At 71.3% G+C, this 24,979-nt stretch carries 25 protein-coding genes; 10 read left to right on the top strand and 15 right to left on the bottom strand.

Features of this window, described 5'->3' with window-relative positions; all coding sequences use genetic code 11:
- Window positions 1-33: 33 nt before the first annotated feature.
- The 3 genes from IG84_RS0105895 to IG84_RS0105885 all read right to left on the bottom strand — a co-directional run bounded on the left by IG84_RS0105895 (window position 34) and on the right by IG84_RS0105885 (window position 3,498).
- Complete coding sequence (locus IG84_RS0105895) at window positions 34-222, bottom strand: YbdD/YjiX family protein (protein WP_031052052.1); 189 nt, start codon at window positions 220-222, stop codon at window positions 34-36.
- 249 nt (window positions 223-471) lie between these two features.
- The gene (locus IG84_RS0105890) at window positions 472-2,613 is read right to left on the bottom strand and encodes a carbon starvation CstA family protein (RefSeq protein WP_031052051.1); all 2,142 of its coding nucleotides are present in this window, start codon (window positions 2,611-2,613) and stop codon (window positions 472-474) included.
- Window positions 2,614-2,736: 123 nt separating this feature from the next.
- Entirely contained in the window at window positions 2,737-3,498 is a 762-nt protein-coding gene (locus IG84_RS0105885; protein WP_031052048.1) for a GntR family transcriptional regulator, read from the bottom strand.
- 242 nt (window positions 3,499-3,740) lie between these two features.
- Between IG84_RS0105885 and IG84_RS0105880 the strand changes: the two genes are divergently transcribed.
- The 4 genes from IG84_RS0105880 to IG84_RS0105865 all read left to right on the top strand — a co-directional run bounded on the left by IG84_RS0105880 (window position 3,741) and on the right by IG84_RS0105865 (window position 8,488).
- Window positions 3,741-4,994: an extracellular solute-binding protein gene (locus IG84_RS0105880; protein ID WP_031052045.1), complete on the top strand. Its 1,254-nt coding sequence runs from the start codon at window positions 3,741-3,743 to the stop codon at window positions 4,992-4,994.
- 44 nt (window positions 4,995-5,038) lie between these two features.
- Window positions 5,039-5,962 (top strand): carbohydrate ABC transporter permease, encoded by a 924-nt coding sequence (locus IG84_RS0105875; protein WP_245659230.1) that lies wholly within the window; start codon window positions 5,039-5,041, stop codon window positions 5,960-5,962.
- Window positions 5,959-6,789 carry a carbohydrate ABC transporter permease gene (locus IG84_RS0105870; RefSeq protein WP_031052038.1) on the top strand — a complete coding sequence of 277 codons (831 nt, stop codon included), beginning with the start codon at window positions 5,959-5,961 and terminating at the stop codon, window positions 6,787-6,789. The genes IG84_RS0105875 and IG84_RS0105870 overlap by 4 nt, the downstream gene beginning before the upstream one ends.
- A 160-nt stretch (window positions 6,790-6,949) precedes the next feature.
- Window positions 6,950-8,488, top strand: a complete 1,539-nt coding sequence (locus IG84_RS0105865) for a glycoside hydrolase family 3 protein (protein WP_031052036.1) — start codon at window positions 6,950-6,952, stop codon at window positions 8,486-8,488.
- Window positions 8,489-8,556: 68 nt separating this feature from the next.
- On the opposite strand, the gene nagB is transcribed toward IG84_RS0105865, so the two are convergent.
- A complete protein-coding gene (nagB, locus tag IG84_RS0105860) occupies window positions 8,557-9,339 on the bottom strand; it encodes a glucosamine-6-phosphate deaminase (RefSeq protein WP_031052034.1) in 783 nt (260 codons plus the stop codon).
- Between the two features lie 563 nt (window positions 9,340-9,902).
- Between nagB and IG84_RS0105855 the strand changes: the two genes are divergently transcribed.
- Window positions 9,903-11,372, top strand: a complete 1,470-nt coding sequence (locus IG84_RS0105855) for a sensor histidine kinase (protein ID WP_031052032.1) — start codon at window positions 9,903-9,905, stop codon at window positions 11,370-11,372.
- A gap of 258 nt (window positions 11,373-11,630) precedes the next feature.
- Here IG84_RS0105855 and IG84_RS0105850 read toward each other — a convergent pair whose 3' ends face one another.
- Both IG84_RS0105850 and IG84_RS0105845 read right to left on the bottom strand, forming a co-directional pair.
- Window positions 11,631-11,888 carry a WhiB family transcriptional regulator gene (locus IG84_RS0105850; RefSeq protein ID WP_003983230.1) on the bottom strand — a complete coding sequence of 86 codons (258 nt, stop codon included), beginning with the start codon at window positions 11,886-11,888 and terminating at the stop codon, window positions 11,631-11,633.
- Between the two features lie 317 nt (window positions 11,889-12,205).
- Window positions 12,206-13,189 carry a diacylglycerol/lipid kinase family protein gene (locus IG84_RS0105845; protein ID WP_031052029.1) on the bottom strand — a complete coding sequence of 328 codons (984 nt, stop codon included), beginning with the start codon at window positions 13,187-13,189 and terminating at the stop codon, window positions 12,206-12,208.
- 82 nt (window positions 13,190-13,271) lie between these two features.
- Between IG84_RS0105845 and IG84_RS0105840 the strand changes: the two genes are divergently transcribed.
- The gene (locus IG84_RS0105840) at window positions 13,272-13,727 is read left to right on the top strand and encodes a hypothetical protein (protein ID WP_031052025.1); all 456 of its coding nucleotides are present in this window, start codon (window positions 13,272-13,274) and stop codon (window positions 13,725-13,727) included.
- Between the two features lie 355 nt (window positions 13,728-14,082).
- Here the strand turns inward: IG84_RS0105840 and IG84_RS0105835 are convergent, their stop codons facing one another.
- The 4 genes from IG84_RS0105835 to IG84_RS0105820 form a co-directional block, all read right to left on the bottom strand.
- Window positions 14,083-15,015: an RNA polymerase sigma factor SigF gene (locus tag IG84_RS0105835; protein WP_030264312.1), complete on the bottom strand. Its 933-nt coding sequence runs from the start codon at window positions 15,013-15,015 to the stop codon at window positions 14,083-14,085.
- Window positions 15,016-15,058: 43 nt separating this feature from the next.
- Window positions 15,059-15,472: an ATP-binding protein gene (locus IG84_RS0105830; RefSeq protein ID WP_030264314.1), complete on the bottom strand. Its 414-nt coding sequence runs from the start codon at window positions 15,470-15,472 to the stop codon at window positions 15,059-15,061.
- A 266-nt stretch (window positions 15,473-15,738) separates the two neighbouring features.
- Window positions 15,739-16,227: a GNAT family N-acetyltransferase gene (locus tag IG84_RS0105825; protein WP_031052022.1), complete on the bottom strand. Its 489-nt coding sequence runs from the start codon at window positions 16,225-16,227 to the stop codon at window positions 15,739-15,741.
- An 85-nt stretch (window positions 16,228-16,312) separates the two neighbouring features.
- Window positions 16,313-16,573: a UBP-type zinc finger domain-containing protein gene (locus IG84_RS0105820; protein WP_031052018.1), complete on the bottom strand. Its 261-nt coding sequence runs from the start codon at window positions 16,571-16,573 to the stop codon at window positions 16,313-16,315.
- Between the two features lie 41 nt (window positions 16,574-16,614).
- Here IG84_RS0105820 and IG84_RS0105815 point away from each other — a divergent pair, with 41 nt between their 5' ends.
- Window positions 16,615-18,222 (top strand): Na+/H+ antiporter, encoded by a 1,608-nt coding sequence (locus tag IG84_RS0105815; RefSeq protein WP_031052017.1) that lies wholly within the window; start codon window positions 16,615-16,617, stop codon window positions 18,220-18,222.
- An 85-nt stretch (window positions 18,223-18,307) separates the two neighbouring features.
- Here the strand turns inward: IG84_RS0105815 and IG84_RS0105810 are convergent, their stop codons facing one another.
- The 3 genes from IG84_RS0105810 to IG84_RS0105800 all read right to left on the bottom strand — a co-directional run bounded on the left by IG84_RS0105810 (window position 18,308) and on the right by IG84_RS0105800 (window position 20,420).
- Window positions 18,308-19,201: a 1-aminocyclopropane-1-carboxylate deaminase/D-cysteine desulfhydrase gene (locus IG84_RS0105810; RefSeq protein WP_031052015.1), complete on the bottom strand. Its 894-nt coding sequence runs from the start codon at window positions 19,199-19,201 to the stop codon at window positions 18,308-18,310.
- Window positions 19,202-19,316: 115 nt separating this feature from the next.
- Window positions 19,317-19,907, bottom strand: coding sequence for an N-acetylmuramoyl-L-alanine amidase (locus IG84_RS0105805; protein ID WP_031052013.1), 591 nt, complete (start codon window positions 19,905-19,907; stop codon window positions 19,317-19,319).
- A gap of 276 nt (window positions 19,908-20,183) precedes the next feature.
- Window positions 20,184-20,420 carry a hypothetical protein gene (locus IG84_RS0105800; protein ID WP_031052012.1) on the bottom strand — a complete coding sequence of 79 codons (237 nt, stop codon included), beginning with the start codon at window positions 20,418-20,420 and terminating at the stop codon, window positions 20,184-20,186.
- A 126-nt stretch (window positions 20,421-20,546) separates the two neighbouring features.
- Here IG84_RS0105800 and IG84_RS0105795 point away from each other — a divergent pair, with 126 nt between their 5' ends.
- Together IG84_RS0105795 and IG84_RS0105790 are read left to right on the top strand one after the other, a co-directional pair.
- Complete coding sequence (locus IG84_RS0105795; protein WP_031052010.1) at window positions 20,547-21,320, top strand: helix-turn-helix transcriptional regulator; 774 nt, start codon at window positions 20,547-20,549, stop codon at window positions 21,318-21,320.
- Window positions 21,321-21,330: 10 nt separating this feature from the next.
- Entirely contained in the window at window positions 21,331-22,242 is a 912-nt protein-coding gene (locus tag IG84_RS0105790) for a glutaminase (protein ID WP_031052008.1), read from the top strand.
- Between the two features lie 10 nt (window positions 22,243-22,252).
- Here the strand turns inward: IG84_RS0105790 and IG84_RS0105785 are convergent, their stop codons facing one another.
- Together IG84_RS0105785 and IG84_RS0105780 are read right to left on the bottom strand one after the other, a co-directional pair.
- A complete protein-coding gene (locus tag IG84_RS0105785; protein ID WP_051861424.1) occupies window positions 22,253-22,702 on the bottom strand; it encodes a VOC family protein in 450 nt (149 codons plus the stop codon).
- Window positions 22,703-22,831: 129 nt separating this feature from the next.
- The gene (locus tag IG84_RS0105780; protein ID WP_031052004.1) at window positions 22,832-23,770 is read right to left on the bottom strand and encodes a beta-ketoacyl-ACP synthase III; all 939 of its coding nucleotides are present in this window, start codon (window positions 23,768-23,770) and stop codon (window positions 22,832-22,834) included.
- Window positions 23,771-23,968: 198 nt separating this feature from the next.
- On the opposite strand from IG84_RS0105780, the gene IG84_RS0105775 reads away from it, so the two are divergent.
- Window positions 23,969-24,961: an NAD-dependent epimerase/dehydratase family protein gene (locus IG84_RS0105775; RefSeq protein ID WP_031052001.1), complete on the top strand. Its 993-nt coding sequence runs from the start codon at window positions 23,969-23,971 to the stop codon at window positions 24,959-24,961.
- The last annotated feature ends 18 nt before the right edge of the window (window positions 24,962-24,979 follow it).

Raw genomic sequence — 24,979 nt, 5'->3', positions numbered from 1 at the left:
CCCCCCCTCCACCTCCTCCACCACCCCCGACTCTCAGCAACACCGGAAGCCCGAGCGGGGGTCGGCCTCCCTCGCGTCCGTCCTGCGGCGTTCGAACTCGGCGCGGGTGGGCACCGGGGCGTCCGGGTCGTGTTGGCGGAGGTGCTCGACGTACCGGTCGTACGCCGACTCACCGGTCAACTCCCGCACGTACCACCGCACGCCCCGCGCCCACCGCGCCACAGCGGCCCTCCACCGGCCCCCATACGGCCTCCGCGCCACCCCGGCGCTCCACCGGATGCCCCGCGCCCGCCGCATCACGACAGCCCTCCACCGGCCGCCAAGCCCCACCATGCCACCGCCGCCCTCCCCCTCCACCGGTCTACTAGCGCCGACCGCGCCACCGCCGCCCTCCACCGGTCTCCTTGCGTCCGCCGCGTTACGACGGCCCTCCACCGGGCACTCCGCCTGCCCTCCGTGCCGTCCGGCCCGTCACCTCCTGGCCTCCTCGCTCCCGGTCGCCGCAAGTTCCGCCTTTTCCTCCGGTGTGGCTATCAGGCCGGCCGGGGCGACGAGGCGGGAGGTGACGTACGGGGCTTCGTGGAGCGGGGTTGCGTCCGGGGTGCGGAGGTGGCGGATGCACATGCGGGCCGCGTCGGCGATCACCACCACGATCAGCAGGGCCAGTACCGCCGACAGCACCCCGTCCACCGTGGAGTTGGTGACGACCGTGTGCATGTCGTCCATCGACTTCGCGGGCGGCAGCACCTTCCCCGCGTCGATCGCGTCCTGGTAGACCGCGCGCTGGGTGAAGAACCCCACCTTCGGGTCGCCGGAGAACACCTTCTGCCAGCTCGCGGTCAGCGTGACCACCGCGTCCCAGGCCAGCGGTATGCCCGTGATCCAGGCCCACTTCAGCCGACCAGACTTCACCAGCAGCGTCGTGCACACCGCCAGCGCGACCGCCGCCAGCAGCTGGTTGGAGATGCCGAAGACCGGGAAGAGCTGGTTGATGCCGCCGAGCGGCTCGTGGACGCCCACCCACAGGAAGTACCCCCACAGGCCCACCACGGCCGCGCTGCACAGCACCAGCCCGGGCTTCCAGCTGATGTCCCGGAACGGCTTGTAGGCGTTGCCCAGCATGTCCTGGAGCATGAAGCGGCCCACCCGCGTGCCCGCGTCCAGCGCCGTCAGGATGAAGAGCGCTTCGAACATGATCGCGAAGTGGTACCAGAACGCCTTCATCCCGGCGCCGCCCACCACTTGGGAGAAGATCTCCGAGACGCCGACGGCCAGTGTGGGCGCGCCGCCTGTCCGGGACAGCAGCGTCTGTTCCTCCACGGACTTGGCCGCGGCCGCCAGTTGGTCGGGGGAGATGGAGTATCCGAGGTGGGCGACGGCCTGAGAGGCGGACTGGACGCTGTCGCCGATGACGCCCGCCGGGGCGTTCATCGCGAAGTACAGGCCGGGGTCGATGATGGACGCGGCCACCAGCGCCATCACCGCGACGAACGACTCCATCAGCATCGAGCCGTACCCGATCATCCGGATCTGGGTCTCCTTCTGCACCATCTTCGGTGTGGTGCCCGAGGAGATCAGCGCGTGGAAGCCCGAGAGCGCGCCGCAGGCGATGGTGATGAAGGCGAAGGGGAAGAGGGAGCCGGCGAAGACCGGGCCGTCGCCGCGGCTCGCGAAGTCCGTCACCGCGTCCATCTTCAGCGTCGGGAGCGCGATCACCACGCCCAGGGCCAGCAGCCCGATCGTGCCGATCTTCATGAAGGTGGAGAGGTAGTCGCGGGGCGCGAGCAGGGTCCAGACGGGGAGCACCGAGGCGATGAAGCCGTATGCCACCAGCCAGATGACCAGGGTCTTCGGCTGGAGGGTGAAGGTGTCGGCCCAGGAGGACTCCGCGACCCAGCGGCCGCCGACGAGGGCGAGGAGCAGCAGCGCGATCCCGATGAGCGAGACCTCGGTGATCCGGCCGGGGCGGAGGAAGCGCAGGTAGACGCCCATGATGAGGGCGATGGGGATCGTCATGCCGATGGAGAACGTGCCCCAGGGGGAAGCGGCCAGCGCGTTGACGATCACCAGGGCCAGTACGCCCAGCAGGATGATCATGATGGCGAAGGCAGCGAGCAGCGCCGCGGCCCCGCCGAACGGGCCGATCTCCTCGCGCGCCATCTGGCCCAGCGACTTCCCGTCCCGCCGGGTGGAGAAGAAGAGCACCACCATGTCCTGCACGGCGCCCGCGAACACCACTCCGGCGATGATCCAGATCGTGCCGGGGAGATAGCCCATCTGTGCCGCGAGCACCGGTCCGACCAGCGGTCCCGCGCCCGCGATGGCCGCGAAGTGGTGGCCGAGCAGGACGCGGCGGTCCGTGGGGTGGAAGTCGATGCCGTTGTTCAGCCGCTCGGCGGGGGTGGCGCGGCTCTTGTCCACCCGCAGCACTCGCGTGGCGATGAAGCGGGAGTAGAAGCGGTACGCGATGGCGTACGTGCCGAGGGCGGCGGCCACCATCCAGGCCGCCGACACCTCCTCGCCGCGGCCCAGTGCGAGCAGGGTCCAGCCGACGGCGCCGATGAGCGCAACGGCTGTCCAGATGACGATCGTTCGCGGTGATGTCGTACGCACTGGCCGTCCTCCCGTCCTGACGGTGACGGAAGGACCGTAGAGCAGGGAATGTGACGTGCGCTACACCCTGTGGATAACCCGGGTGACGGGGATGTGCGCTTCCGTTCCCCCCCGCCCGTGCCGCTAGTCGTTCGGCCGCTGCAGGCGGGCCACGAACTTGTACCGGTCGCCGCGGTACACCGAGCGCACCCACTCGACCGGTTCGCCCTGGGGGTCCAGGGAGTGCCGGGAGAGCATCAGCATCGGCAGGCCCACGTCCGTGCCCAGCAGCGTGGCCTCGCGCGGCGTGGCGAGGGACGTCTCGATGGTCTCCTCGGCCTCCGCCGGGCGGACGTCGTAGACCTCGGCCAGCGCGGTGTAGAGGGAGGTGTACTTGACCAGGTTGCGGCGCAGGGCCGGGAAGCGCTTGGCCGACAGGTGCGTGGTCTCGATGGCCATCGGCTCGCCGCTGGCCAGCCGCAGCCGTTCGATGCGCAGCACCCGGCCGCCCGCCGCGATGTCCAGCAGCCCGGCCAGCCGGTCGTCGGCGGTGACATAGCCGATGTCCAGGAGCTGCGAGGTGGGCTCCAGGCCCTGGGCGCGCATGTCCTCGGTGTAGGAGGTCAGTTGCAGCGCCTGGGAGACCTTGGGCTTGGCGACGAAAGTGCCCTTGCCCTGGATGCGTTCCAGCCGCCCCTCGACGACCAGTTCCTGCAGGGCCTGCCGCACGGTCGTCCGCGAGGTGTCGAACTCCGAGGCCAGGGTGCGCTCGGGCGGTACGGGGGTGCCCGGCGGCAGCGTCTCGGTGATCTCCAGCAAGTGCCGCTTGAGCCGGTAGTACTTGGGCACCCGCGCCGTGCGCGCGGCTCCGCCGCCGGACTCCGCGCCGGCCCCGTCGGTCTCCATGACCCGCCCTTCCGACTCCACTCGTGCTGTCGTCACCGGCTCCTCCGTACGTAGCGGCTCACATCGTGGCACGGGTGAGGTGCTGATGCTCCCTCGCAGGTCCGCGCCTGCCGGATGTCGGTCCGGTAACGGAGCCGACTGCGACTCTTATACACCTCTTGACACCCCTAAAGGTCTAGGCCAAGCTGCGGGCACTGGTCTAAACCATTAAAGACCACACATAGCCATTAGGGGAGTGTGCTGTGAAGCGTGGGCTGATCGCGGCGACGGCAGTCGCGGGAATGCTGGTAAGTGTCGCGGCCTGCGGGTCCGGCGGGTCGGCGGGGGCGGACAGCAAGAGCCTCACCGTATGGGTCATGGACGGCTCCACCCCGCCGGGCTGGACGAAGGGCGTCAAGGCCGCCTTCGAGAAGAAGACCGGCGCCAGGCTGAACATCGAGATCCAGAAGTGGAACGGTATTCAGCAGAAGATCACCACCGCGCTCTCCGAGGAGAACCCGCCGGACGTCATTGAGGTCGGCAACACCCAGACCTCCGCCTACGCCAAGACCTCCGGCCTCGCCGAACTGGACGACCTGAAGAAGGAGATCGGCGCCGACTGGACGCCGTCCCTGAACAAGTCGGCCGTCCACGAGGGCAAGCAGTACGCAGCCCCCTGGTACGCAGCCAACCGCGTCGTCATCTACAACAAGAAGATCTGGGCCGAGGCCGGCATCAAGGACACGCCGAAGACCCGCACCGAGTTCTTCAAGGACCTCGACCTCATCCAGAAGAAGACCGACGCCGAGCCGCTCTACCTGCCCGGCCAGAACTGGTACTTCTTCGACGGCCTGACCATCGGCACCAAGGCCGCCCTGGTCAAGAAGCAGGGCGGCAAGTGGGTCTCCAACCTCGCCGACCCCAAGGTCGCCAAGGCCATGGACATCTACAAGCAGTACCAGTCCTTCAGTAAGGCACCGAAGGACAAGGACGAGGCCACTCCGCAGCAGGGCGAGGTCTTCGCCAAGGGGAAGACCGGCGCGTTCATCGGCATGGGCTGGGAGTCCGGGATCGCCATCAAGGCCAACCCGAAGATCGAGAAGGACATCGGCTACTTCACCATCCCCGGTGAGACCGCCGGGACACCGGAAGGCGTCTTCCTCGGCGGCTCCAACCTCGCCGTCGCCGCCGGCAGCCAGAAGCAGGACCTGGCCAAGAAGTTCCTGAAGATCGCGCTCTCCGACAAGTACGAGGGACAGCTCGCCCAGGAGGGCGGCGTCATCCCCAACAAGGAGTCGCTGCAGAGCGCCCTGAAGGGCAACCCGGCGGCCGAGGCGGCAGCGCCCGCCGTCGCCGGCGGCGGCACCACCCCGCTCATCCCGGAGTGGGGCGCCGTAGAGAACCCGCCCAACCCCATCAAGACGTACATGACCGCTGTGCTGAGCGGTAAGAGCCCGATGGACGCCGCCCGGCAGGTCGAGGGCGAGTTCAACAAGCGCCTCGGCCAGAAGCAGTGAGCGCGAGCACCACCGACGTACGGCCCCGTAAGGCGGTACGGCCTGTGAAGGAGGCGCCGCGGCCCGCCAAGGAGGTGCGGCGCCGCGCCTACGGGCCGTACCTCCTGCTGCTGCCCGCGCTCGCCGCCACCGCGGTATTCCTCGGCTGGCCCATGGTCACCAACGGACTGCTATCCCTCCAGAACCTCAACATGGGACAGCTCATCCGGCACGCCACCGAGTGGAACGGCCTGGACAATTACGGCGAGATCCTGGGCAACGAGGAGTTCTGGCGGGTCTCCCTCCGCTCCCTCCTCTTCACCGCCGCGAACGTCGTCCTGATCATGGGCATCGGCACCCTCACCGGCCTGCTCCTCGCCCGGCTCGGCCCCCGCATGCGGCTCACGCTCCTGTTCGGGCTCGTCCTGGCCTGGGCCATGCCCGTCATCGCCGCCACCACCGTCTACCAGTGGCTCTTCGCCCAGCGCTTCGGCGTCGTCAACTGGGTACTGGACCGCCTCGGATGGCACGGCATGGCGGACTTCAACTGGACCGGCGGCCAGTTCTCCACCTTCTTCGTCATCACGGTTTTGGTCGTCTGGCAGTCCGTACCCTTCGTCGCGATCAACCTCTACGCCGCGACGACCACCATCCCCAAGGAGCTCTACGAAGCGGCCGCCCTCGACGGCGCCGGCCTCTGGAAGAGCTTCACCTCGGTCACGCTCCCCTTCATCAGGCCGTTCCTCTACGCGACGACCTTCCTCGAAGTCATCTGGGTCTTCAAAGCCTTCGCCCAGGTGTTCGCCATCAACGAGGGCGGCCCGGAGCGGCTCACCGAAATCCTCCCCGTGTACGCCTTCATCGAGGGCATGGGCAATCAGCACTACGGCATGGGCGCGGCCATCTCGCTGCTGACCATCCTGATCCTGCTCGCCCTGACCTCGTACTATCTCCGGATCGTGCTCCGGCAGGAGGAGGACGAGCGATGAAGCGCAGTCTCTTCGGCCGCTTCTGGCCCAACGCCACGGCCCTGTTCCTGACCGTCGGCTTCCTCTTCCCCGTCTACTGGATGTTCAGTACGGCACTGAAGCCGGCCGGCGACATCATCAGCGAGGACCCCGTGTGGTTCCCGCTCACCCCGACCCTCGAACACTTCCGCACCGCCGTCAGCGCCCCGCACTTCTGGCGGTACGTCGGCAACTCCGTGACCGTCACGGTCCTCGCCGTGGGCATGTCGCTGGTGATCGCCCTGCTCGCGTCCTTCGCGATCGCCCGGATGCGCTTCAAGGGCCGGCGCGGCGTGATCGTCACCTTCATGATCGCCCAGATGGCGCCCTGGGAAGTGATGGTCATCGCGATCTACATGATCGTCCGGGACGGCGACATGCTGAACAGCCTGCTGCCTCTCACCTTCTTCTACATGGTCATGGTGCTGCCCTTTACGATCCTCACCCTCCGCGGCTACATCGCGGCCGTCCCCAAGGAGCTGGAGGAATCCGCCATGGTCGACGGCTGCTCCCGCCCCCAGGCATTCCTCCGGATCATCCTCCCGCTGCTCGCCCCCGGGCTGATGGCCACCTCGCTCTTCGGCTTCATCACCGCCTGGAACGAATTCCCCCTCGTCCTCATCCTCAACAAGCAGACCGAGGCCCAGACCCTGCCCCTGTGGCTGTCCGGCTTCCAGACCAACTTCGGCGACGACTGGGGCGCCACCATGGCCGCCGCCTCCCTCTTCGCCCTCCCCATCCTGATCCTCTTCCTCTTCCTGCAGCGCAAGGCGGTCGGCGGCCTCACCTCGGGCGCGGTGAAGGGATGACGCGGACGCCCGCCTGCCTCCGCGTCGACGCCGCCGGTCTGCGGTCTGATGAAAGCCGCGCCCGGTCCGGTACGGCCTTCCGGTCCGGTACCGCCCTCCGGCCCGGCACCTCCGGCCGCCCGCCTGCTCGTTCATGCGCAGTGAAGGGACACGCAGCTCCATGACGACGCTCGTACGCTCCGCCGACACCCTCACCCGCGACGCGCTGGCCGTGCTCCAGCCGGGCTTCACGGGGACCGAAGCGCCGGGCTGGCTGCTGCGCCGGCTCGGCGAGGGCCTCACCTCCGTCGGCCTGTTCGGACGCAACGTCCACACCCCCGAACAGCTCGCCGCCCTGAGCGCCCGCCTCCGCGCCGAGACCGACGGCCTCCTGATCGCCATCGACGAGGAGGGCGGTGACGTCACCCGCCTCGAAGTACGCGGCGGCTCCTCCTTCCCCGGCAACCTCGCCCTCGGCGCCGTCGACGACACCGGCCTCACCCACGCCGTCGCCCGCGAGCTGGGCCGCCGCCTCGCCGACTGCGGCATCACCCTCAACTGGGCCCCCAGCGCCGACGTCAACTCCAACCCCGGCAACCCCGTCATCGGCGTACGCTCCTTCGGCTCCGACCCGCACCTGGTCGCCCGGCACACCGCCGCCTACGTTCAGGGCATGCAGTCCGCCGGCGTCGCCGCCTGCACCAAACACTTCCCCGGCCACGGCGACACCGCCGTCGACTCCCACCACGACCTGCCCCGCATCGACGCCGCCCGCGACACCCTGCACGCCCGCGAACTCGTGCCCTTCAAGGCGGCCGTCGCGGCCGGCACCAAGGCCGTCATGAGCGCGCACATCCTCGTACCGGCCCTCGACGGCGAGCTGCCCGCCACGCTCAGCCCCGCGGCCCTGCACGGACTGCTGCGCGCGCCCGTCGCGGCCGGCGGCCTCGGCTTCGACGGCCTGATCGTCACCGACGCCGTGGAGATGCGGGCCATCGCCGCCACATACGGGATCGAACGCGGCAGCGTGCTCGCTATCGCCGCCGGTGCCGACGCCATCTGTGTCGGCGGCGGGCTGGCCGATGAGGCGACCGTGCTGCGCCTCCGCGACGCCCTGGTGAGCGCCGTGCGCTCCGGCGCGCTCACCGAGGAGCGCCTGGCCGAGGCGGCGGGCCGGGTCCGCGCCCTGGCCCGCTGGACGCGCGACGCCGGGCGGCCTCCGTCACGCGCACACGGGGGAGCGGGGGACCCGGATGTGGGGCTCCGGGCGGCCCGGCGGGCCCTACGGGTGACGGCTGCCGAAGGCGCGTACGAGCCGTTGCGCACGCCCGCGTATGTCGCGGCGTTCACGCCCGTCGCCAACATCGCGGTCGGCGACGAGACGCCCTGGGGCGTCGCGGCCGAGCTGGAGCGGCTGCTGCCCTCCACCACGACCGGCAGCTACGCCCCGGCCGACGCCGAGGAGGCCGGTACCTCCGCACTGATCGCGAAGGTGCTGCGGGCCGCGGCGGACCGCACGATCGTCGCCGTGGTCCGCGACGTCCACCGGCACTCCTGGATGGCCGACGCCCTCGCCGCTCTCATCGCCGCCCGCCCCGAGACCGTCGTGGTCGAGATGGGAGTCCCGCAGGCGCCGCCCACCGGAGCGCTGCACATCGCCACCCACGGGGCCGCCCGCGTCTGCGGACGGGCGGCCGCGGAGGTCATCACGGGCGGCTGAGGACGCGGCAGACGCACAGGTGCCGAGCCCCGCCGGACTCGGCACCTGTGCGTTCCGTACGGGAAGTCTTACAGCCCCTGCCACTCCGGCTTGGCCGCGTACGTCGCGCGGAAGTAGTCCGCGAGCTTGAGCTCCGAGGCCGCCGCCTCGTCGACGACCACCGTCGCGTGCGGGTGAAGCTGCAGCGCGGAGGCCGGTACCAGCGCGGACACCGGACCCTCCACGGTCTGGGCCACCGCGTCCGCCTTGCCCTCGCCCGTGGCCAGCAGCACCAGGTGACGGGCCTCCAGAATGGTCCCGATGCCCTGGGTGATGACGTGGTGCGGCACCTCGTCGAGGCTGTCGAAGAACCGGGCGTTGTCCTCCCGGGTCCGCTGCGTCAGCGTCTTGATACGGGTACGGGAGGCGAGCGAGGAGCACGGCTCGTTGAAGCCGATGTGCCCGTCGGTGCCGATACCCAGCAGTTGCAGGTCCACGCCGCCGGCCTCGGCCAGCGCGCGGTCGTAGGCGTCACAGGCCGCCTGGAGGTCCTCGGCGGCGCCGTCCGGGCCCATGAAGGAGTCCGCGCCCAGCCCGAGCGGCGCGACGACCTCGCGCAGCACCACGGAACGGTAGGACTCGGGGTGGCCCGCGGGCAGCCCCACGTACTCGTCGAGCTGGCAGATACGGGCCCGCGAGGCGTCCACGGCCCCCGCCGCGACCTTGTTCGCGAGCGCTTCGTAGATGGGCAGCGGGGTCGAGCCGGTGGCCACGCCGAGCAGCGCGTCGGGCTTGCGCCTCAGCAGGGCGGCCATGGCCTCGGCGATCAGCTCGCCGCCTTCCTTGGCATCCGGGACGATGACAACTTCCACGCTGGGCCTGCCGTTCTGGAGAGGGGGCAAGTGGTATAGACCACTCTAGCAGCGGCGTCGCGGGCCCGTGGTGCCCTTGGCGCACAGCCGCGCACGCCACCGCCTTTCCATGCTCCGCGCTCCCCACCCGACGGGCTACCGCAGACCCGGGGACCCCGATCCACCTGCGCACACGCCGACGGCCCCCGCTCCTCGGGGGAGCGGGGGCCGTCCGTATGTCCGTCTGAGTATGCGCCCGATGTGCGCCTGTACAAGCGCCCGGAAACACCCGCGGGCCGCGGCGCCGGGACAGGACCCTCAACCTGTCCGGCACCGCAGCCCGGAGCTGACATCGGCCGGTGTACGCCGTGAGGTGTGCGGTTCCTCGCGGCGCCCGGTCCGGCCGATCGGAGGCCGCGGCGCAGTCAGGGCAGAGAGCGCCTCGGTCCTCTATCCGTCCTCCTGTGCGGGGAGGGCGGAAGCCTTTTACCGATTCATTGTGGACTAGACCATGCGCATCAGTCCATGCCTGTGCACGGTCAACGGATACACCGTACGCCGGTAGGCTCGCATGCGTGCCCTCCATGAACGATCTCGTCCGTCAGCACACCGCTCTGAGCGACTCCGACCTCGAGTGGCTCCATCTGCTGGTCTCCGAATGGCAGCTCCTCTCCGACCTGTCCTTCGCCGACCTCGTCCTGTGGGTGCCCACCCTGGACGGCACCCGGTACGTGTCCGTCGCGCAGATGCGCCCGAACACCGGGCCGACGTCCTACCAGGACGACATGGTCGGCCACCTGGTGCCGCGCGGCCGCCGCCCCATGCTGGACACCGCGCTGGACGAGGGCCGCATCGTGCGCGAGGGCGACCCCGAGTGGCGCGAGGAAGTACCCGTACGGGTGGAGTCCATCCCCGTACGCCGGGACGGCCGGGTGCTCGGTGTGATCGCGCGGAACACCAACCTGCTCACCGTGCGGACGCCCAGCCGACTGGAGCTCACTTACCTGCAGAGCGCGTCCGACCTGGCGCAGATGATCGCTGCAGGATCGTTTCCCTTCCCCGGCCAGCAGGTCGACATGGACGCCTCGCCGCGGGCCGGCGACGGGCTGATCCGGCTCGACGCGGACGGCGTCGTCCAGTACGCCAGTCCGAACGCGCTCTCCGCGTACCACCGTCTCGGACTCGCCGCCGACCTCGTGGGCCACCACCTCGGCCGGGCCACCGCCGAACTCGCGCCGGCGCGCGGCCCCGTGGACGAGGCCCTGTGGAAGCTCGCCAGCGGCTGGGCGCCGCGCGAATTCGAGGTGGAGGGCGACGACGGCGTCATTCAACTGAGAGCCATCCCGCTCAAACCGAAGGGCACGCACATCGGTTCACTCGTGCTCCTGCGCGACGTCACCGAATTGCGACGCCGAGAGCGCGAATTGATTACGAAGGACGCGACCATCCGGGAAATCCACCACCGGGTGAAGAACAACTTGCAGACAGTCGCCGCCCTCTTGCGGCTGCAGGCCCGCCGGATGGATTCGCCCCAGGGGCGCGAGGCGCTGAACGAGGCGGTCCGCAGGGTCGGTTCCATCGCGATCGTCCACGAGACGCTGTCCCAGACCCTGGACGAGCGGGTCGAGTTCGACGAGATCGCCGACAGAGTGCTCGCCATGGTGGCGGAGATCTCGCCGGGGAAGGTGGCCGGGCGGCGCAGCGGCCGCTTCGGCATCCTGGACGCCGAGGTCGCGACCCCGCTGTCCATGGTGCTCACCGAGATCCTCCAGAACGCGCTGGAGCACGCCTTCGCGCCGGGGGAGCAGGGCACGGTCGAGGTGGGCGCGGTGCGCGGCGGCAGCAGTACGGAGCCGCGGCTGCGGGTCACCGTCCAGGACAACGGCCGCGGGCTGCCCGAGGGATTCGACCCGCAGCGCGCCGGCAACCTCGGGCTGCAGATCGTCCGGACGCTGGTCGAGGGGGAGATGAGCGGCACGTTCGACATGCTGCCGGCCCCCGGGCGCGGCACCCAGGTGGTGCTGGACATCCCGGTGCGGGCCGAAAAGCACTGAGCGCGCCGGAAGGGCCTTGACCGCCCGCGGCCGGTTCATCCCGCTCGCGCCCCGGTGTACGGAGGTACCGGCGAGGCGCCTGGTGGCGCATCTCACGCGGTACGCACCACCATGCGCTCCCTCCCGTACGGCCATACGGAGGCGTGCGCGGACAGCAGTAAGCCCCGGACCGAGTTACGGTCCGGGGCTCAAAGCTCACGTTGCTTAGCGCATCGGGGGTACTGCGCGCTGCGGCTCGGATGCCACGGGGCGTCTGGTTCAGGCGCTGGCGTTGCGCGCCCGGTTACGAGCCGCACGGCGCTTCATTGCGCGGCGCTCGTCCTCGCTCAGACCACCCCAGACGCCGGAGTCCTGGCCGGACTCGAGCGCCCACTGCAGGCACTGCTCCATGACGGGGCAGCGGCGGCAGACGGCCTTGGCTTCCTCGATCTGCAGCAGCGCAGGACCGGTGTTGCCGATGGGGAAGAAGAGCTCGGGGTCTTCCTCGCGGCAAACGGCGCGGTGACGCCAGTCCATGGCTGCTCCATCTCCTCGTATTACGGGAACGTTGCTTGTGAATGTGAACGCTTTCACGAATCCCTCCGCAAGGGAAGGGCCGAACACCCGCATGGGGCTGGTGCGGTCCTGGAAAAGAGGAGGGGATTCGGGCTCTCAAGGGGGCCGAAGAGCGGCCGTCCCGATCGCCATGAAGAGACTCGCAAACCTCGGCGGCGGATACAACCCCTTCCGGAAACTTTTTTTTGATTCCTTGGTGTCGGCTGCGTCACAGCCGTACTTCTGGGGGGTGGAAGTCAGCCTAAACGTTCGACTGAAAGGACTTTAGGCCCTACTGCTCACACAATCACACGCAGTGCACGGCGTACGCCTGTGAACGTCACGCTGGAACGCAGTCCCAGGTGGTCGCCGTCCATCTGGAAGGGCAGTGGAACCTGTGAATGCAAGGTGAAGTCCGTCTGATCATGAAGCGATACGGCGTGCTTTCCCCGTGGGCCGCGGTCCGGGGTTGACGCCAGCAACTGGGTGGCGTACCGGGCGACCGCCGGGGTGGAGAGTCTGGTCAGCGCGAAGACGTCCAGGGCGGTGTCGAAGGACGCCTGCGGTGACGGGTAGACCGGGCGATTGCCCAGGTAGGTCCAGGGGGCGGTGTTGCAGATTATGGACAGGACGAGATCGTCGATCACCTCCGTCGAGCCTGGTTCGGCGCCCGGGTGCTCCAGCGTGATCGTGCCGTGCCGGCGGTTCGGCTCGCCCAGGAACTGACGCATGACCTGTCGTACGTACAGCGCATGGGTCGAACGCTTGCCGCGTTCGCGCTGTTGTTCGACCCGCCCCACGACGCCGGCGTCGAAGCCGAACCCCGCGCAGAAGGTGAACCAGCGCTTCGGAATCATCTCGTCCTGAGTGTCCGGTGTGCCGGCGGCCAAACCCAGTCCGACCGTACGTTCGCTGCCGTCGCGCAGCGCGTCCAGCAGAGCGCCGGTGGCCTCCACGGCGTCGTTCGGCAGGCCCAGCGCCCGGGCGAAGACGTTCGTGGAGCCGCCGGGGACCACCGCGAGGCGCGGCAGCGCCTCCGGGGCGGGGCCGTGGGTCAGCAGACCGTTGACGACTTCGTTGACCGTCCCGTCCCCGCCGAGGGCGACCACCAGCTCCGTCTCGCCGCTCTCCGCGGCCCGGCGGGCGAGGTCGCGCGCGTGACCGCGGTACTCGGTCTGCGCGACCTCCAGCTTCAGGTCGCTGGCCAGCGCGTGGGCCAGTACGTCACGGGTGCGCGCACTGGTGGTGGTGGCTGCAGGGTTGACCACGAGAAGTGCACGCATGAGGAGCAGGGTACCTACCTGTCGGTACGAGGGCCCAGCCCTGCCCGTCAGGTGGACCGGGCCCCGGCGCTACCCTGCTGGGGTGAGCAGCAGCAAGCAGAAGCGGACCCCAGCCGCCCCCACGCCCGCCCCCGGACCCGCCGGGCCGCGGCCGCGCCGGCTGACCGCCGCAGCGGTGCTCACGGGCCTCGAAGGGCTCGCGCTGGCGGCGCTGGGCGTCTACATGCTGGTCGACGGGCTGACCGGCTCGCCGGACAGTCCGCAGCAGGCCGAGATGGGCGGGATCACCGTGATCGTGCTGGCGCTGCTGCCGCTGATCTCCGCGCGCGGGCTGTGGCTGCGGCGGCGCTGGAGCCGCGGGCCCTCGCTGATCACTCAGATCGTGGCGCTGCCGGTGGCCTGGACGCTGATCAACGGCGGTGGCGCGCTGCTCGCGGGCGGCGTGGCCCTGGCCGTCGTCGCGTTCCTCGTGCTCGGCCTGCTGGTCAATCCGACGGCCACCGAGGCGCTGGGCATCGGACCGCGCGAGGACGCGTAGCCGACTCGCAGGGGCATGCGGGCGCGTGGCCGGCGGGCGCTCGCTGCACGCCGGGGCGGTCACACGGCTGTACGCCGGTATTCGCGCGGGCGCTCCGAGGGCCGTACGCCGGTCTTGCGCGGGGCGTGCCAGAAGCCAGTACGCCGGGCCTGCGCGGGGCGGGCCGGAAAGCCGTGCGCCCTCCGTGCGAGCGGGCGCGTCGGGAAGTCCTTACGCCGACGGGCGCGGGCGCACCGGGCCCGTGAGGCTCTCGGTGGAGCCCGTGGGGCTGTCGGTGCGGCCCGCGCCCGTGGTGGTGCGGTCGTGGCCAGGAGTGCGGCGGATCCGGCGGTCTCCCGCCCCGCCGGGGCGTCCGCTACTCCTCGACCAGCAGTTTGTCGCGGAGCTGGGCCAGGGTGCGGGCCAGCAGCCGGGAGACGTGCATCTGGGAGATGCCGACCTCCTGGGCGATCTGCGACTGGGTCATGTTGCCGAAGAAGCGCAGCAGCAGGATCTTCTTCTCGCGCGGCGGCAGGTCCTCCAGCAGCGGTTTGAGGGATTCGCGGTACTCGACGCCCTCCAGCGCCTCGTCCTCGGCGCCCAGGGTGTCGGCGACCGCGGGGGACTCGTCGTCGGTGTCCGGCACGTCCAGCGAGAGGGTGCTGTAGGCGTTCGCCGACTCCAGGCCCTCCAGCACCTCCTCCTCGGAGATGCGCAGGTGCTCGGCCAGCTCGTGGACCGTGGGGGCACGGCCGTGCCGCTGGGAGAGCTCCGCGGTCGCCGTGGTCAGCGACAGCCGCAGCTCCTGCAGGCGGCGCGGCACGCGGACCGCCCAGCCCTTGTCACGGAAGTGCCGCTTGATCTCGCCGACCACGGTCGGGGTGGCGTACGTGGAGAACTCCACGCCGCGCTCCGGGTCGAACCGGTCCACCGACTTGATCAGGCCGATCGTGGCGACCTGCGTGAGGTCGTCCAGCGGCTCGCCGCGGTTGCGGAAGCGCCGGGCGAGATGCTCCACCAGGGGGAGGTGCATCCGGACCAGGGTGTTCCGCAGCTCCGCGCGCTCGTCGGAGCCCTCCGGGAGCTTGCGCAGCTCGTAGAACATCGCGCGGGCACCACTGCGGTCGTGCGGATCATGCGCATCGTGGGGGTGATGCTGCGGATCCTGCTGCTGCCGCTGCTGCTCGCTGTGGTCCATGTGGTCCGCCCGCTCTGCCTGCTCCGCCGCGTTCAACCGGCCGCTGAGGTCGTCCGTGCCCATCGGGTGCGGCCGGGCCTGCTGCTCGGGGATGGCCACTCTGGGCTCCATCCGCGCGCCGCGCTCCAGATCCTTCACAGGGCCCCCTCTTCGGTCATGACGGTCCGGGACCGGCGCCGCGCTCCTTGTACAGACTGATGCTGACCGTCTGGTCCTCGGCGACGGTGGAGTCGACCTTGCCGGCCAGTGCGGAGAGCACCGTCCAGGCGAAGGTGTCGCGCTCTGGAGCGCGTCCGTCGGTGGTGGGGGCCGATACGGTCACCTGCAGCGCGTCGTCGATCAGCCGGAAGACGCAGCTCAGCACACTTCCGGGGACGGCCTGCTGCAGGAGGATCGCGCACGCCTCGTCGACGGCGATGCGCAGATCCTCGATCTCGTCGAGGGTGAAGTCCAACCGGGCTGCCAGTCCGGCCGTGGCCGTACGCAGCACCGAAAGGTAGGCACCCGCAGCGGGCAGCCGGACTTCCACGAAGTCCTGATTCCCGGGCTCGCCTGCGATCTGGGACACCCTCACCTCCAAGGTGACACAAGCTGTTTGAGCTGATATTCATGCCGGACCGGATCCTCCCGGCGGAAGGAACGGTCACCCGGCACAGCGCATGCGCTGTGCGACGCTATCGCGATCTGCGGTGCAATGTCGCCCGGGATCGGCGTGGCTGCCGGCCTGGCACGACGGTGGGACTCGCAGTGTCCCGCAAACCCACGAGTGTCACTCATTGTAAGCCTACGGGTACGGACAGTGGCTAGGGGTCTGCACTGCCAAATCGGCGCTGGTTACGCTGCGTTGGCATCTGCAGTTGCCGCGAGCTCGTGCAGTGCCTCTCCAGTGAGCCGGAAGACGGTCCATTCGTCCATGGGCTGAGCACCGATCGACTTGTATATACCGATGGACGGTTCATTCCAATCCAGGACTGACCATTCAAAACGTCCGTATCCGCGACGGACGCATATCTGCGCCAGCGCGGCGAGCAGTGACTTGCCGTGTCCGCCGCCGCGGTGCGCAGGCCGGACGTACAGGTCCTCGAGATAGACACCGTGCGTGCCCGTCCACGTGGAGAAGTTGCGAAACCACAGGGCAAAGCCCACTGGGGTGCCGGACTCCTCGGCGATCAGCCCGAAGACGGCCGGGTGCTCGCCGAACAGGGCGTCGCGGAGCTGCTCTTCGGTGGCCTTGGCCGACTCCAGCGCGCGCTCGTACTCCGCGAGCTCGCGGATCATGGCGTGGATCGCCGGGACGTCGGCGGGTGTCGCAGTGCGGATCATGCTGTGAAGGCTAACGGGCACCACTGACAACCGGCGCCGGGCACCACGCGGCCCGCGCGCCCCGGAAGAGCGCTCGCACCAGCGCTCAGACCAGTGACTTGTCGGCGAAGCACCAGCGCCAGACCTCGCCCGCCTCGAAGGAACGCATCACCGGATGCCCGGTCGCCTCGAAGTGCGCCGTGGCGTGCCGGTACGGCGAGGAGTCGCAGCAGCCGACGTGGCCGCAGACCAGGCAGAGCCGCAGTTGCACGGGGTGGCTGCCGACGGCGAGGCACTCGGGGCAGGTGTCGCTCAGCGCGGCCGGTTCGGGGCGCGGCAGGTCGAGAACGTGCGGGCACTCGCTCATGATTGCCAGATTAGCCGGAACGTACGGGGACGGGTCGTGCCATGGACGTGATGCCACTGCTGTTGCTGGTCGCCGGGAGCGCGGCGGTCGCGGGACTGGCGCGGCGCACACCGGTGCCGGCGCCCCTGCTGCTCGTCGCCGCCGGGCTCGGCGCCGGCTATCTGCCGGGCGTTCCCGATTACCCCCTCGACCCGCACATCGTGCTGCCCCTGCTGCTGCCGCCCCTGCTGCACACCGCGGCCCTGGACAGCTCGTACCTGGACCTGCGGGCCAATCTGCGCCCGGTGGCGCTGCTGTCGGTCGGCTACGTGCTCTTCGCGACGGTCGCCGTCGGGTACACCGCGTACCTCGTCATCCCGGACCTGCCGCTGACCGCGGCCCTCGTGCTGGGCGCGGTGATCGCGCCCCCGGACGCCGTGGCGGCCACCGCCATCGCCCGCAGGCTGCGGCTGCCCGGCCGGATCACGACCATCCTGCAGGGCGAGTCGCTGGTCAACGACGCCACCGCCATCACCGCCTACAAGGTGGCGCTGGCCGCGGCCGTCGGGGAGGGCGCGACCTGGGCCGGCGGCCTGAAGGAGTTCGGCATCGCGGCGGTCGGCGGCATCGGGATCGGGCTGGTCCTCATGGGGCCGCTGCACTGGCTGCGCTGCAAGCTGCGGGACTCCGCGGTGCTGGAGAACACGCTGTCGCTGCTCATCCCGTTCCTCGCGTACTCGGTGGCCGAGCAGGTCGGCGCCTCCGGGGTGCTCGCCGTCGTAGTGGTCGCGCTGTACCTGGGGCACCGCTCCTGGCAGGTGGGCTTCGAGACGCGGCTCCAGGAGGCCGCGGTGTGGACGATGGTCTCCTTCCTGCTGGAGTCCGCGGTCTTCGCGCTCATCGGGCTCCAGCTCCCGGTCGTGGTGCGGGGGCTGGGGGAGTTCAGCACCGTGCAGGCGGTCACGTACGCGCTCGTGGTGTTCGCCGTGGTGGTGCTGGCGCGCTTCGTATGGGTGTTCCCCGCGACGTACCTGCCCCGGTGGCTGTCCGCGCGTATCCGGGAACGGGAGTCCGACACGACCTGGACGGCGCCGGTGATCGTCGGCTGGGCCGGGATGCGCGGGGTGGTCTCGCTGGCGATCGCCTCCTCCATCCCGCTGACGATCCACGGCCACGCGCCCTTCCCGGCGCGCAACCTGGTGCTCTTCCTGACCTTCAGCACCGTCATCGGCACCCTCGTGGTCCAGGGGCTGACGCTGCCGCCGCTGATCCGCCTCCTGAAGCTGCCCCGGCCGGACCCGCAGGCCGAGACGCTGGCCGAGGCGCAGGCGCAGAACGACGCGTCGGACGCGGCGGAGCGCCGGCTGCAGGAACTCCTGGCGGACTCGCGCAACGCGCTGCCGGGGCCCTTGGAGGACCGGCTGCGGACCGTACTGGAGCGCCGCCGCAACGCCGTCTGGGAGCGGCTGGGGCCGCCGAACGCGGAGACCGGGGAGTCGGTGGAGGCGACCTACCTGCGGCTGGCCCGGGAGATGATCGGCGCGGAGCGCGCCGTCTTCGTGGAGCTGCGCGACGCGCGGCGCATCGACGACGAAATGCTGCGGACGCTGCTGCGCCGGCTGGACCTGGAGGAGGCGGCGGCGTACCGGGAGACGGTGAGTCCGGAGTAGGCGGTGCGCGCTGCCCAGGGATGCGCGCCGCCTCAGTTGCGCGCCGCCGCCCTAAGAAGTGCCGCCCCACAAGACACGCCGCGCTTCAGGGCGAGCCGGTGATCACCGCGGCCACGGTGGTCCCCGGCGCGAAGGCGCCTTCCTCGGTGCGCGTCACCAGGCCCAGCAGCATCTTCGCCACGTAGACCCGCTCCAGCGGCAGGCCGTGCCGCGCCTCGAAGTCCGCGGCGAAGGCGTCCAGCGCGGGCGTGCTGCGGGCGTACCCGCCGCAGTGGAACGCGGTCTCCAGCCGCCAGTCGCCGCGCCGCCCCCCGAAGGCCGCCTCCTGGAGGCGGAGCACGTCCGACTCCAGGAAGTGACCGGGCCCGGGGCCGCCCTTCAGTACGGGGAAGCCGACGGCCCGCTGCCCCGGGGCGAGGCCCGCGGCCAGCCCCGCGAGGGTGCCGCCGGTCCCGCAGGCCACGGTGACGACGTCGGCGGCCCCGGCCAGCTCGTGGCCCAGGGCGGCGCAGCCGCGGGCGGCGAGGGCGTTGCTGCCGCCCTCGGGGACCAGGCGGTACGGCCCGAAGCGGGCGCGCAGCGCGTCGAGCAGCTCGGGGTCGTCCTTGCGGCGGTAGCGGGCGCGGTCCAGGAAGTGCAGCTGCATGCCGTCGGCGGCGCAGCGGGCCAGTGAGGGGTTCAGCGGCCGGCCGGCCAGCTCCTCGCCCCGTACGACGCCTATCGTGGCGAGGCCCAGGAGACGGCCCGCCGCGGCGGTGGCGCGCAGGTGGTTGGAGTACGCGCCGCCGAACGTGAGCAGTGTGCGGTCTCCGGCCGCCGCGGCGGCGCGGAGGTTGGGCTCCAGTTTCCGCCACTTGTTGCCCGGCAGATCGGGATGTATCAGGTCGTCCCGCTTGAGCAGCAGGCGTACGCCGCGGCGCGCGAACCGGTCGTCCTCGATCTCCTGAAGCGGGGACGGCAGGTGCGGCCGCAGCGTCATCGGGTCGGGGACGGTGCCGGTCACGCCCCCATTGTCCGCGCGGAGCCCGGTCGCGATCGAATCGGTGTACGGGCCGGACCGCCGTACCCGCCTGCCGGCGCCACGCGGCGGGAGGTCACCCCAGGCGCTTCCCGATGCGCTCGCGCAGCGTGTCCATCGAGAAGCCGCGCGGATCGACCTTGCCCGGCTGCCACTCCAGGTGGCCGAGCACCGAGCGCTCGTTCCAGCCGTGCACCCGGCACAGCGCGGCGGCCGCCTTCTCGACGGCCTCGAGCTGCGCGTCGGGCCACGGGTCCTGGCCGTCGCCGAGGTTCTCGCACTCGAAGCCGTAGTAGACGCGGTTGCCGTCGGTGTCGGCCTCGTTGTCCGGCGGCAGCCGCCGCTCGGCGATCACCGCCTGCAGGACGTCGCCGTCGCCGAGCCCCGCGTGGTTCGCGCGGCCGTGGCCCACCAGATGGACTGTGCCGTCCTTGGTGATCACGCCGTGGCACAGCGGGCCCGGCAGGTCCGGGTGGCCGTCGTAGCAGATCCGTACGGTCTCCTCGGCGCCCGAGGTGACGGTGTGGTGGATCATCACGCCGTGCACCCCGCCCCAGGGGCCCTTGTGATTGCGGTTGTGCGTGCGCCAGTTGCGGACCTCGACGACGCGCAGCCCTTCGTCCCGCAGCGCTTCGAGGAATCTGTCCGCTGACATGGGTGAGGCCATGAACGGCTCCCGTTCCGGTGACACGACGGCCGCCGACCGCGCACCGCCTCGTAAGAGCCTGTGGCCGGACCCCGGCCGGATCGGTCACAGGCCCTGAAACGCTTGTACTGGAACGGGAGGTCCGAGGTCAGCAGTTCGCGGTCAATGCGAGCCGAAGCGGCCGCTTACGGGGCATACGCTGGACATATGTCCCCACCGGGGCGGTTTCGCACGGGGGATACGAGGGAACGCGGGCGTCGTTCCGGAACACGCCCCCACGCGCCCTGGAACACGCCCCTATGCGCCGCGCAGGACGCCGTCCCCGTGCGTGGCGATGTGCGCCTCGAGCGCCTGCAGCGCCGCCGCCGTCGACTCCGGGGAGCCGCTGCCGCGCCGCTCGGCGTAGTACGCGGCGCCCAGCCGCTTCAGCAGATCGGCGCCCGCGCGCTGCTGCTGCACCTCGTCCACCTTCTGCTTGCCCTGCGCCAGGCCACGCTGCGCCTGCTCCTTGGCACGGTCCAGAAATCCCGCCATCGTGCTGCCTCCGCGTCGGTCCATGGGTCTCGCAGGCACCGGCGCCCGTCCTGCTCCGGCCCCGGTGCGTGCCGTACCCGATCAACGGCCGGGACGCGGCGGCGGTTCCCGTGCCAGGCTGGAGACGTGTACCGGGAACGGCCCTCCGTACTGCCCGGCGCCGCCGTGTGGACCAAGACCCCGGGAACGGCGCCGCGCCCCGTGCTGCCCGACGGCTGCACCGATCTGATCTGGTATGACGGCCGCCTTCTGGTCGCGGGTCCGGACACCCGCGCGCATCTGCCGCCGGCGCCGGAGCGGGCCCCGGAGGCGCCCGTCGTCGGCCTGCGCTTCGCCCCGGGGCAGGGCCCGGCCGCCTTCGGGGTGCCCGCTGACGCACTGCGCGACCTGCGCGTTCCCCTCGACGAGCTGTGGCCCGGCGACCGGGTGCGGCGGCTGACCGACGAGCTGGCCGCCGCGGCGGCCGGCCGCACCCCGCAAGCCCCGGCCGGCCGCACCCCGCAAGCCCCGGTCGGCCGCGCCCCGGAAGCCCCGGAAGCCGCGCCCGGCCGCGCCCTGGAAGCCGCTGCCGCCGCCCGGCTGCGTACGGCTGCCGCGCCCGACCCGGCACGCGGCCTGATCGCACGCGCGGCGGCCCGGGGCACGCCGGTGCGTGAGCTGGCCGACGCGGTCGGCGTGGGCGAGCGCCAGCTCCACCGCCGCTGCCTGGCCGCCTTCGGGTACGGCCCCAAGACCCTCGGCCGGGTGCTGCGCCTGGTGCGGGCCCTGGACCTGGCCCGCTCCGGGATGCCGTACGCCCAGGTCGCCGCGGTCGCCGGGTACGCCGACCAGGCCCACCTGGCGCGCGAGGTGAAGGCGCTGGCGGGAGCCCCGCTCGGGGTGGTCCTCGCGTCGGGATAGCGTGTCCGCCATGGACTACCAGGCCGTTCTCGAGGAGGTGGCGGACCGTGCGCGGCCGCTGGTGAGACAGGGGAGGGTTGCCGACTACATCCCCGCGTTGGAGTGCGTCTCGCCGGACCGCTTCGGGATCGCGCTCACGGACCTCAACGGGGAGACGTACGGCGTCGGGGACTGGGAGGTCCCGTTCTCCGTGCAGTCCATCTCCAAGGCGTTCTCCCTGGCCCTCGTGCTGGCCCAGGAGGACCAGAGCATCTGGGAGCGGGTGGGGCGCGAGCCGTCGGGCACGGCCTTCAACTCCCTGGTGCAGCTCGAGTGGGAGCAGGGCATCCCGCGGAATCCTTTCCTCAACTCGGGCGCGCTGGTCGTCACCGACCGGCTGCAGACCCTCACCGGCGACGCCAGCACGGCGCTGCTGGACTTCCTGCGCGAGGAGAGCGGCAATCCGGAGCTCTCCTTCGACCAGGCCGTGGCCGGCTCGGAAGCCGAACACGGCGACCGGAACGCGGCGCTGGCCCACTTCATGGCGAGCTTCGGCAATCTGGAGAACCCCGTCCCCAGCGTCATCGAGCACTACTTCTGGCAGTGTTCGATCGAGATGAGCTGCCGGGACCTGGCCACGGCCGGCGGCTTCCTCGCCCGCCACGGGCTGCGCGCCGACGGGACCCGGCTGCTGCACGCGCGCGACGCCAAGCGGATGAACGCGGTGATGCTGACCTGCGGCACGTACGACGCGGCGGGGGAGTTCGCCTACCGGGTGGGGCTGCCCGCCAAGAGCGGGGTGGGGGGCGGCATCGTGGCGGTCGTCCCCGGGCGCTGCACGCTGTGCGTGTGGAGCCCGGGTCTGGACGCGCGCGGCAATTCGGTCGCCGGGGCCGCGGCGCTGGACCACTTCACGACGCTCACCGGATGGTCGGTGTTCTGAGCGCCGGCTCTCAGGAGGGCAGCGGCGCGAAGAGGTCGACGCCGTGGCCGTCCGGGTCCAGGACGACGGCGTACCGCTGGCCCCAGAAGGCGTCCCACGGCTTCTTCGCGCCCCGGTACCCGGCGTCTACCAGCTCCGTATAGAGGGCGTCGACCGCCTCCGGGGACGCGCACTCGAAAGCGAGCTCGGGCGTGCCCCCGGAGGACGGTGTCCAGTCCGGGTCGATGGCGCGCAGCGTCTCGTGGGTGTCCCACATCAGCCGCAGCCCGCCGGGCAGCGGCGCGTCCGCGTGCGGAGCGGTGTCGGCCTCCGCCGGGATGTCCAGGCCGAGGCGCCGGTAGAAGGCGAGCGAGGCCGCCATGTCGGCGGCGGCCAGGCCGATCGCGGCGAACCGGGGCGCGGGGGCGGTACGCGCCGCCGCGGTCCCGGGGGTGGTCTGTGCGCTGGTCCTGTCAGTCATGTGCCGAGCGTACGAAGGCGCGGCCCCGCCGGTCTTGAACGAATCGGACGTCCCCGGACGCCGCACCCGACCCGCGAGCCGCGCCTACGGACGCAGCCCCTGCGGGCTCAGCGCCTGCAAGCACCGCCCCTACGGGCAGCGCACGACCTGTCCCGCGTACGAAAGGTTTCCGCCGAACCCGAAGAGGAGCACCGGCGCCCCCGAGGGGACCTCGCGCCGTTCGACCAGCTTCGAGAAGGCCAGCGGCACGGACGCCGCCGAGGTGTTGCCCGACTCCACGACGTCCCGGGCGATCACCGCGTTCACCGCCCCGATGCGCTCGGCGACCGGTTCGATGATCCGCAGGTTGGCCTGGTGCAGTACGACGCCGGCCAGCTCATCCGGCCGTACGCCGGAGCGCTCGCACACCTGGCGCGCGATGGCCGGCAGCTTGGTGGTGGCCCAGCGGTACACGGTCTGCCCCTCCTGGGAGAAGCGGGCCGGCTCGCCTTCGATACGCACCGCGTCGCCCATTTCCGGGACCGAGCCCCACAGCACCGGGCCGATCTCCGGTTCCGCCGACGCGGTCACCACGGCCGCGCCCGCGCCGTCGCCCACCAGGACGCAGGTCGAGCGGTCCGTCCAGTCCACCACGTCGGTGAACTTCTCCGCGCCGATCACCAGCGCGCTGCGTGCCGCGCCGGCCCGGATCGCGTGATCGGCGGTGGCCAGCGCATGGGTGAAGCCCGCGCACACCACGTTGACGTCCATCGTGGCGGCCGCCGGGATGGAGAGCCGGGCGGCCACCCGGGCGGCCGTGTTCGGGCTGCGGTCCGTGGCCGTACAGGTGGCGACGAGCACGAGGTCGATGTCGGCCGGGGCCAGGCCGCTCGTCGCGAGCGCCTTCGCCGCGGCGGCGGCGGCCATCGCGTCCACGGTCTCGTCGGGTGCGGCGACGCGCCGGGTACGGATGCCGACCCGGCTGGTGATCCAGGCGTCGTCGGTGTCGACGAGCTCGGCCAGGTCGTCGTTGGTGAGCACCTTGGCGGGCTGGTAGTGGCCCAGCGCCAGGACGCGCGACCCGGTCATCTCTCCCCCTGTGGGTGAAAACTGGAAACGGAATACCGACCTCACCAGTGTTGGCGGCGCGGTGGCCTGCTGAGGTGCGTGACCGTCCAATCTTCGGGGCGCGGATCTGGAGAGTTCCGACCGTCACCCCGTGATAAGCGATTCCGCTGAGAGCGAGGCGCGGGACGGCCGTACACCCGTACGGGCAGAGTCGGCGGCATGAGACTGCTGATACTGGGTGGTACGGAGTTCGTCGGGCGGGCCGTGACCGAGGCGGCCCTCGCGCAGGGATGGCAGGTCACGGTGTTCCACCGGGGCCGGCACGAGGCACCTCCGGGCGCGGCCGTGCTTCAGGGGGACCGCACCGCTCCGGAGGGGCTCGCTGCGCTGCGTACGGGGGAGTGGGACGCGGTGGTGGACACCTGGTCCTGGGCGCCGTCGGCGGTACGGGACTCGGCCCGGCTGCTGGCCGGCCGGGCGGGGCGCTACGTCTACGTGTCGAGCGCCTCGGTGTACACGCACCCGAAGGCGGCGGGGCTGGGCGAGGAGGCACCCCTCGTGGAGGGCGCGTCGGACGCGGGCGACGTGCCGTACGCGGAGGCCAAGCGGGGCGGTGAGCTGGCGGCCGAGGAGTCCTTCGGCGCCGACGGGGCGGTGTTCGGGCGGGCCGGGCTGATCATCGGGCCCTACGAGAACGTCGGGCGGCTGCCGTGGTGGCTGTCCCGGATCGCCCGCGGCGGCCCCGTGCTGGCCCCGGGTCCGCACGGCCTCCCGCTCCAGTACATCGACCCCCGCGACCTCGCCGCCTGGATCCTGCACGCCGTCGAGGCGGGGCTGTCGGGCCCGTACAACCTGATCAGCCGGAGCGGCCACGCCACCATGGGCGAACTGCTGGAGGCGTGCGTCAAGGTCACGGGGTCGGCCGCCGAGCTGCGCTGGACCGACCCGGAGAAGATCCTCGCGGCCGGCGTCGAGCCGTGGACGGAGCTGCCGGTCTGGGTGCCGCCGGGTTCGGAGTACCACGACACGCTGCACCGTACGGGGGTGGAGAAGGCGTATGCCGCCGGGCTGCGCTGCCGTCCGGTGGCGGAGACGGTGGCCGACACCTGGGAGTGGCTGCGGTCGATCGGCGGGAAGGCGCCGCAGCGGCCGGACCGCCCGCTGGTCCGGCTGTCCCCGGAGAAGGAGGCCGAGGTGCTGGCCACCTCCTGAGAGGCGCGGGCCGTGCCG

This window comes from Streptomyces ochraceiscleroticus (assembly GCF_000720485.1).
Lineage (GTDB): Bacteria > Actinomycetota > Actinomycetes > Streptomycetales > Streptomycetaceae > Streptomyces > Streptomyces ochraceiscleroticus.
Note: the sequence above shows the minus strand (reverse complement) of the source record. Positions and strands in the feature narration are given on the sequence as shown.

Bases quoted from the DNA above. Each gene is read 5' to 3' on its own strand.
- IG84_RS0105815 (WP_031052017.1), top strand. From the start codon at position 16,615: ATGGACGTGATGCCACTGCTGTTGCTGGTCGCCGGGAGCGCGGCGGTC.
- IG84_RS0105870 (WP_031052038.1), top strand. From the start codon at position 5,959: ATGAAGCGCAGTCTCTTCGGCCGCTTCTGGCCCAACGCCACGGCCCTG.
- IG84_RS0105775 (WP_031052001.1), top strand. From the start codon at position 23,969: ATGAGACTGCTGATACTGGGTGGTACGGAGTTCGTCGGGCGGGCCGTG.
- IG84_RS0105820 (WP_031052018.1), bottom strand. From the start codon at position 16,573: ATGAGCGAGTGCCCGCACGTTCTCGACCTGCCGCGCCCCGAACCGGCC.
- IG84_RS0105810 (WP_031052015.1), bottom strand. From the start codon at position 19,201: ATGACGCTGCGGCCGCACCTGCCGTCCCCGCTTCAGGAGATCGAGGAC.
- IG84_RS0105780 (WP_031052004.1), bottom strand. From the start codon at position 23,770: ATGACCGGGTCGCGCGTCCTGGCGCTGGGCCACTACCAGCCCGCCAAG.
- IG84_RS0105800 (WP_031052012.1), bottom strand. From the start codon at position 20,420: ATGGCGGGATTTCTGGACCGTGCCAAGGAGCAGGCGCAGCGTGGCCTG.
- IG84_RS0105805 (WP_031052013.1), bottom strand. From the start codon at position 19,907: ATGGCCTCACCCATGTCAGCGGACAGATTCCTCGAAGCGCTGCGGGAC.
- IG84_RS0105855 (WP_031052032.1), top strand. From the start codon at position 9,903: ATGAACGATCTCGTCCGTCAGCACACCGCTCTGAGCGACTCCGACCTC.
- IG84_RS0105885 (WP_031052048.1), bottom strand. From the start codon at position 3,498: ATGGAGACCGACGGGGCCGGCGCGGAGTCCGGCGGCGGAGCCGCGCGC.
- IG84_RS0105865 (WP_031052036.1), top strand. From the start codon at position 6,950: ATGACGACGCTCGTACGCTCCGCCGACACCCTCACCCGCGACGCGCTG.
- IG84_RS0105825 (WP_031052022.1), bottom strand. From the start codon at position 16,227: ATGATCCGCACTGCGACACCCGCCGACGTCCCGGCGATCCACGCCATG.
- IG84_RS0105845 (WP_031052029.1), bottom strand. From the start codon at position 13,189: ATGCGTGCACTTCTCGTGGTCAACCCTGCAGCCACCACCACCAGTGCG.
- IG84_RS0105790 (WP_031052008.1), top strand. From the start codon at position 21,331: ATGGACTACCAGGCCGTTCTCGAGGAGGTGGCGGACCGTGCGCGGCCG.
- IG84_RS0105785 (WP_051861424.1), bottom strand. From the start codon at position 22,702: ATGACTGACAGGACCAGCGCACAGACCACCCCCGGGACCGCGGCGGCG.
- IG84_RS0105850 (WP_003983230.1), bottom strand. From the start codon at position 11,888: ATGGACTGGCGTCACCGCGCCGTTTGCCGCGAGGAAGACCCCGAGCTC.
- IG84_RS0105835 (WP_030264312.1), bottom strand. From the start codon at position 15,015: ATGGAGCCCAGAGTGGCCATCCCCGAGCAGCAGGCCCGGCCGCACCCG.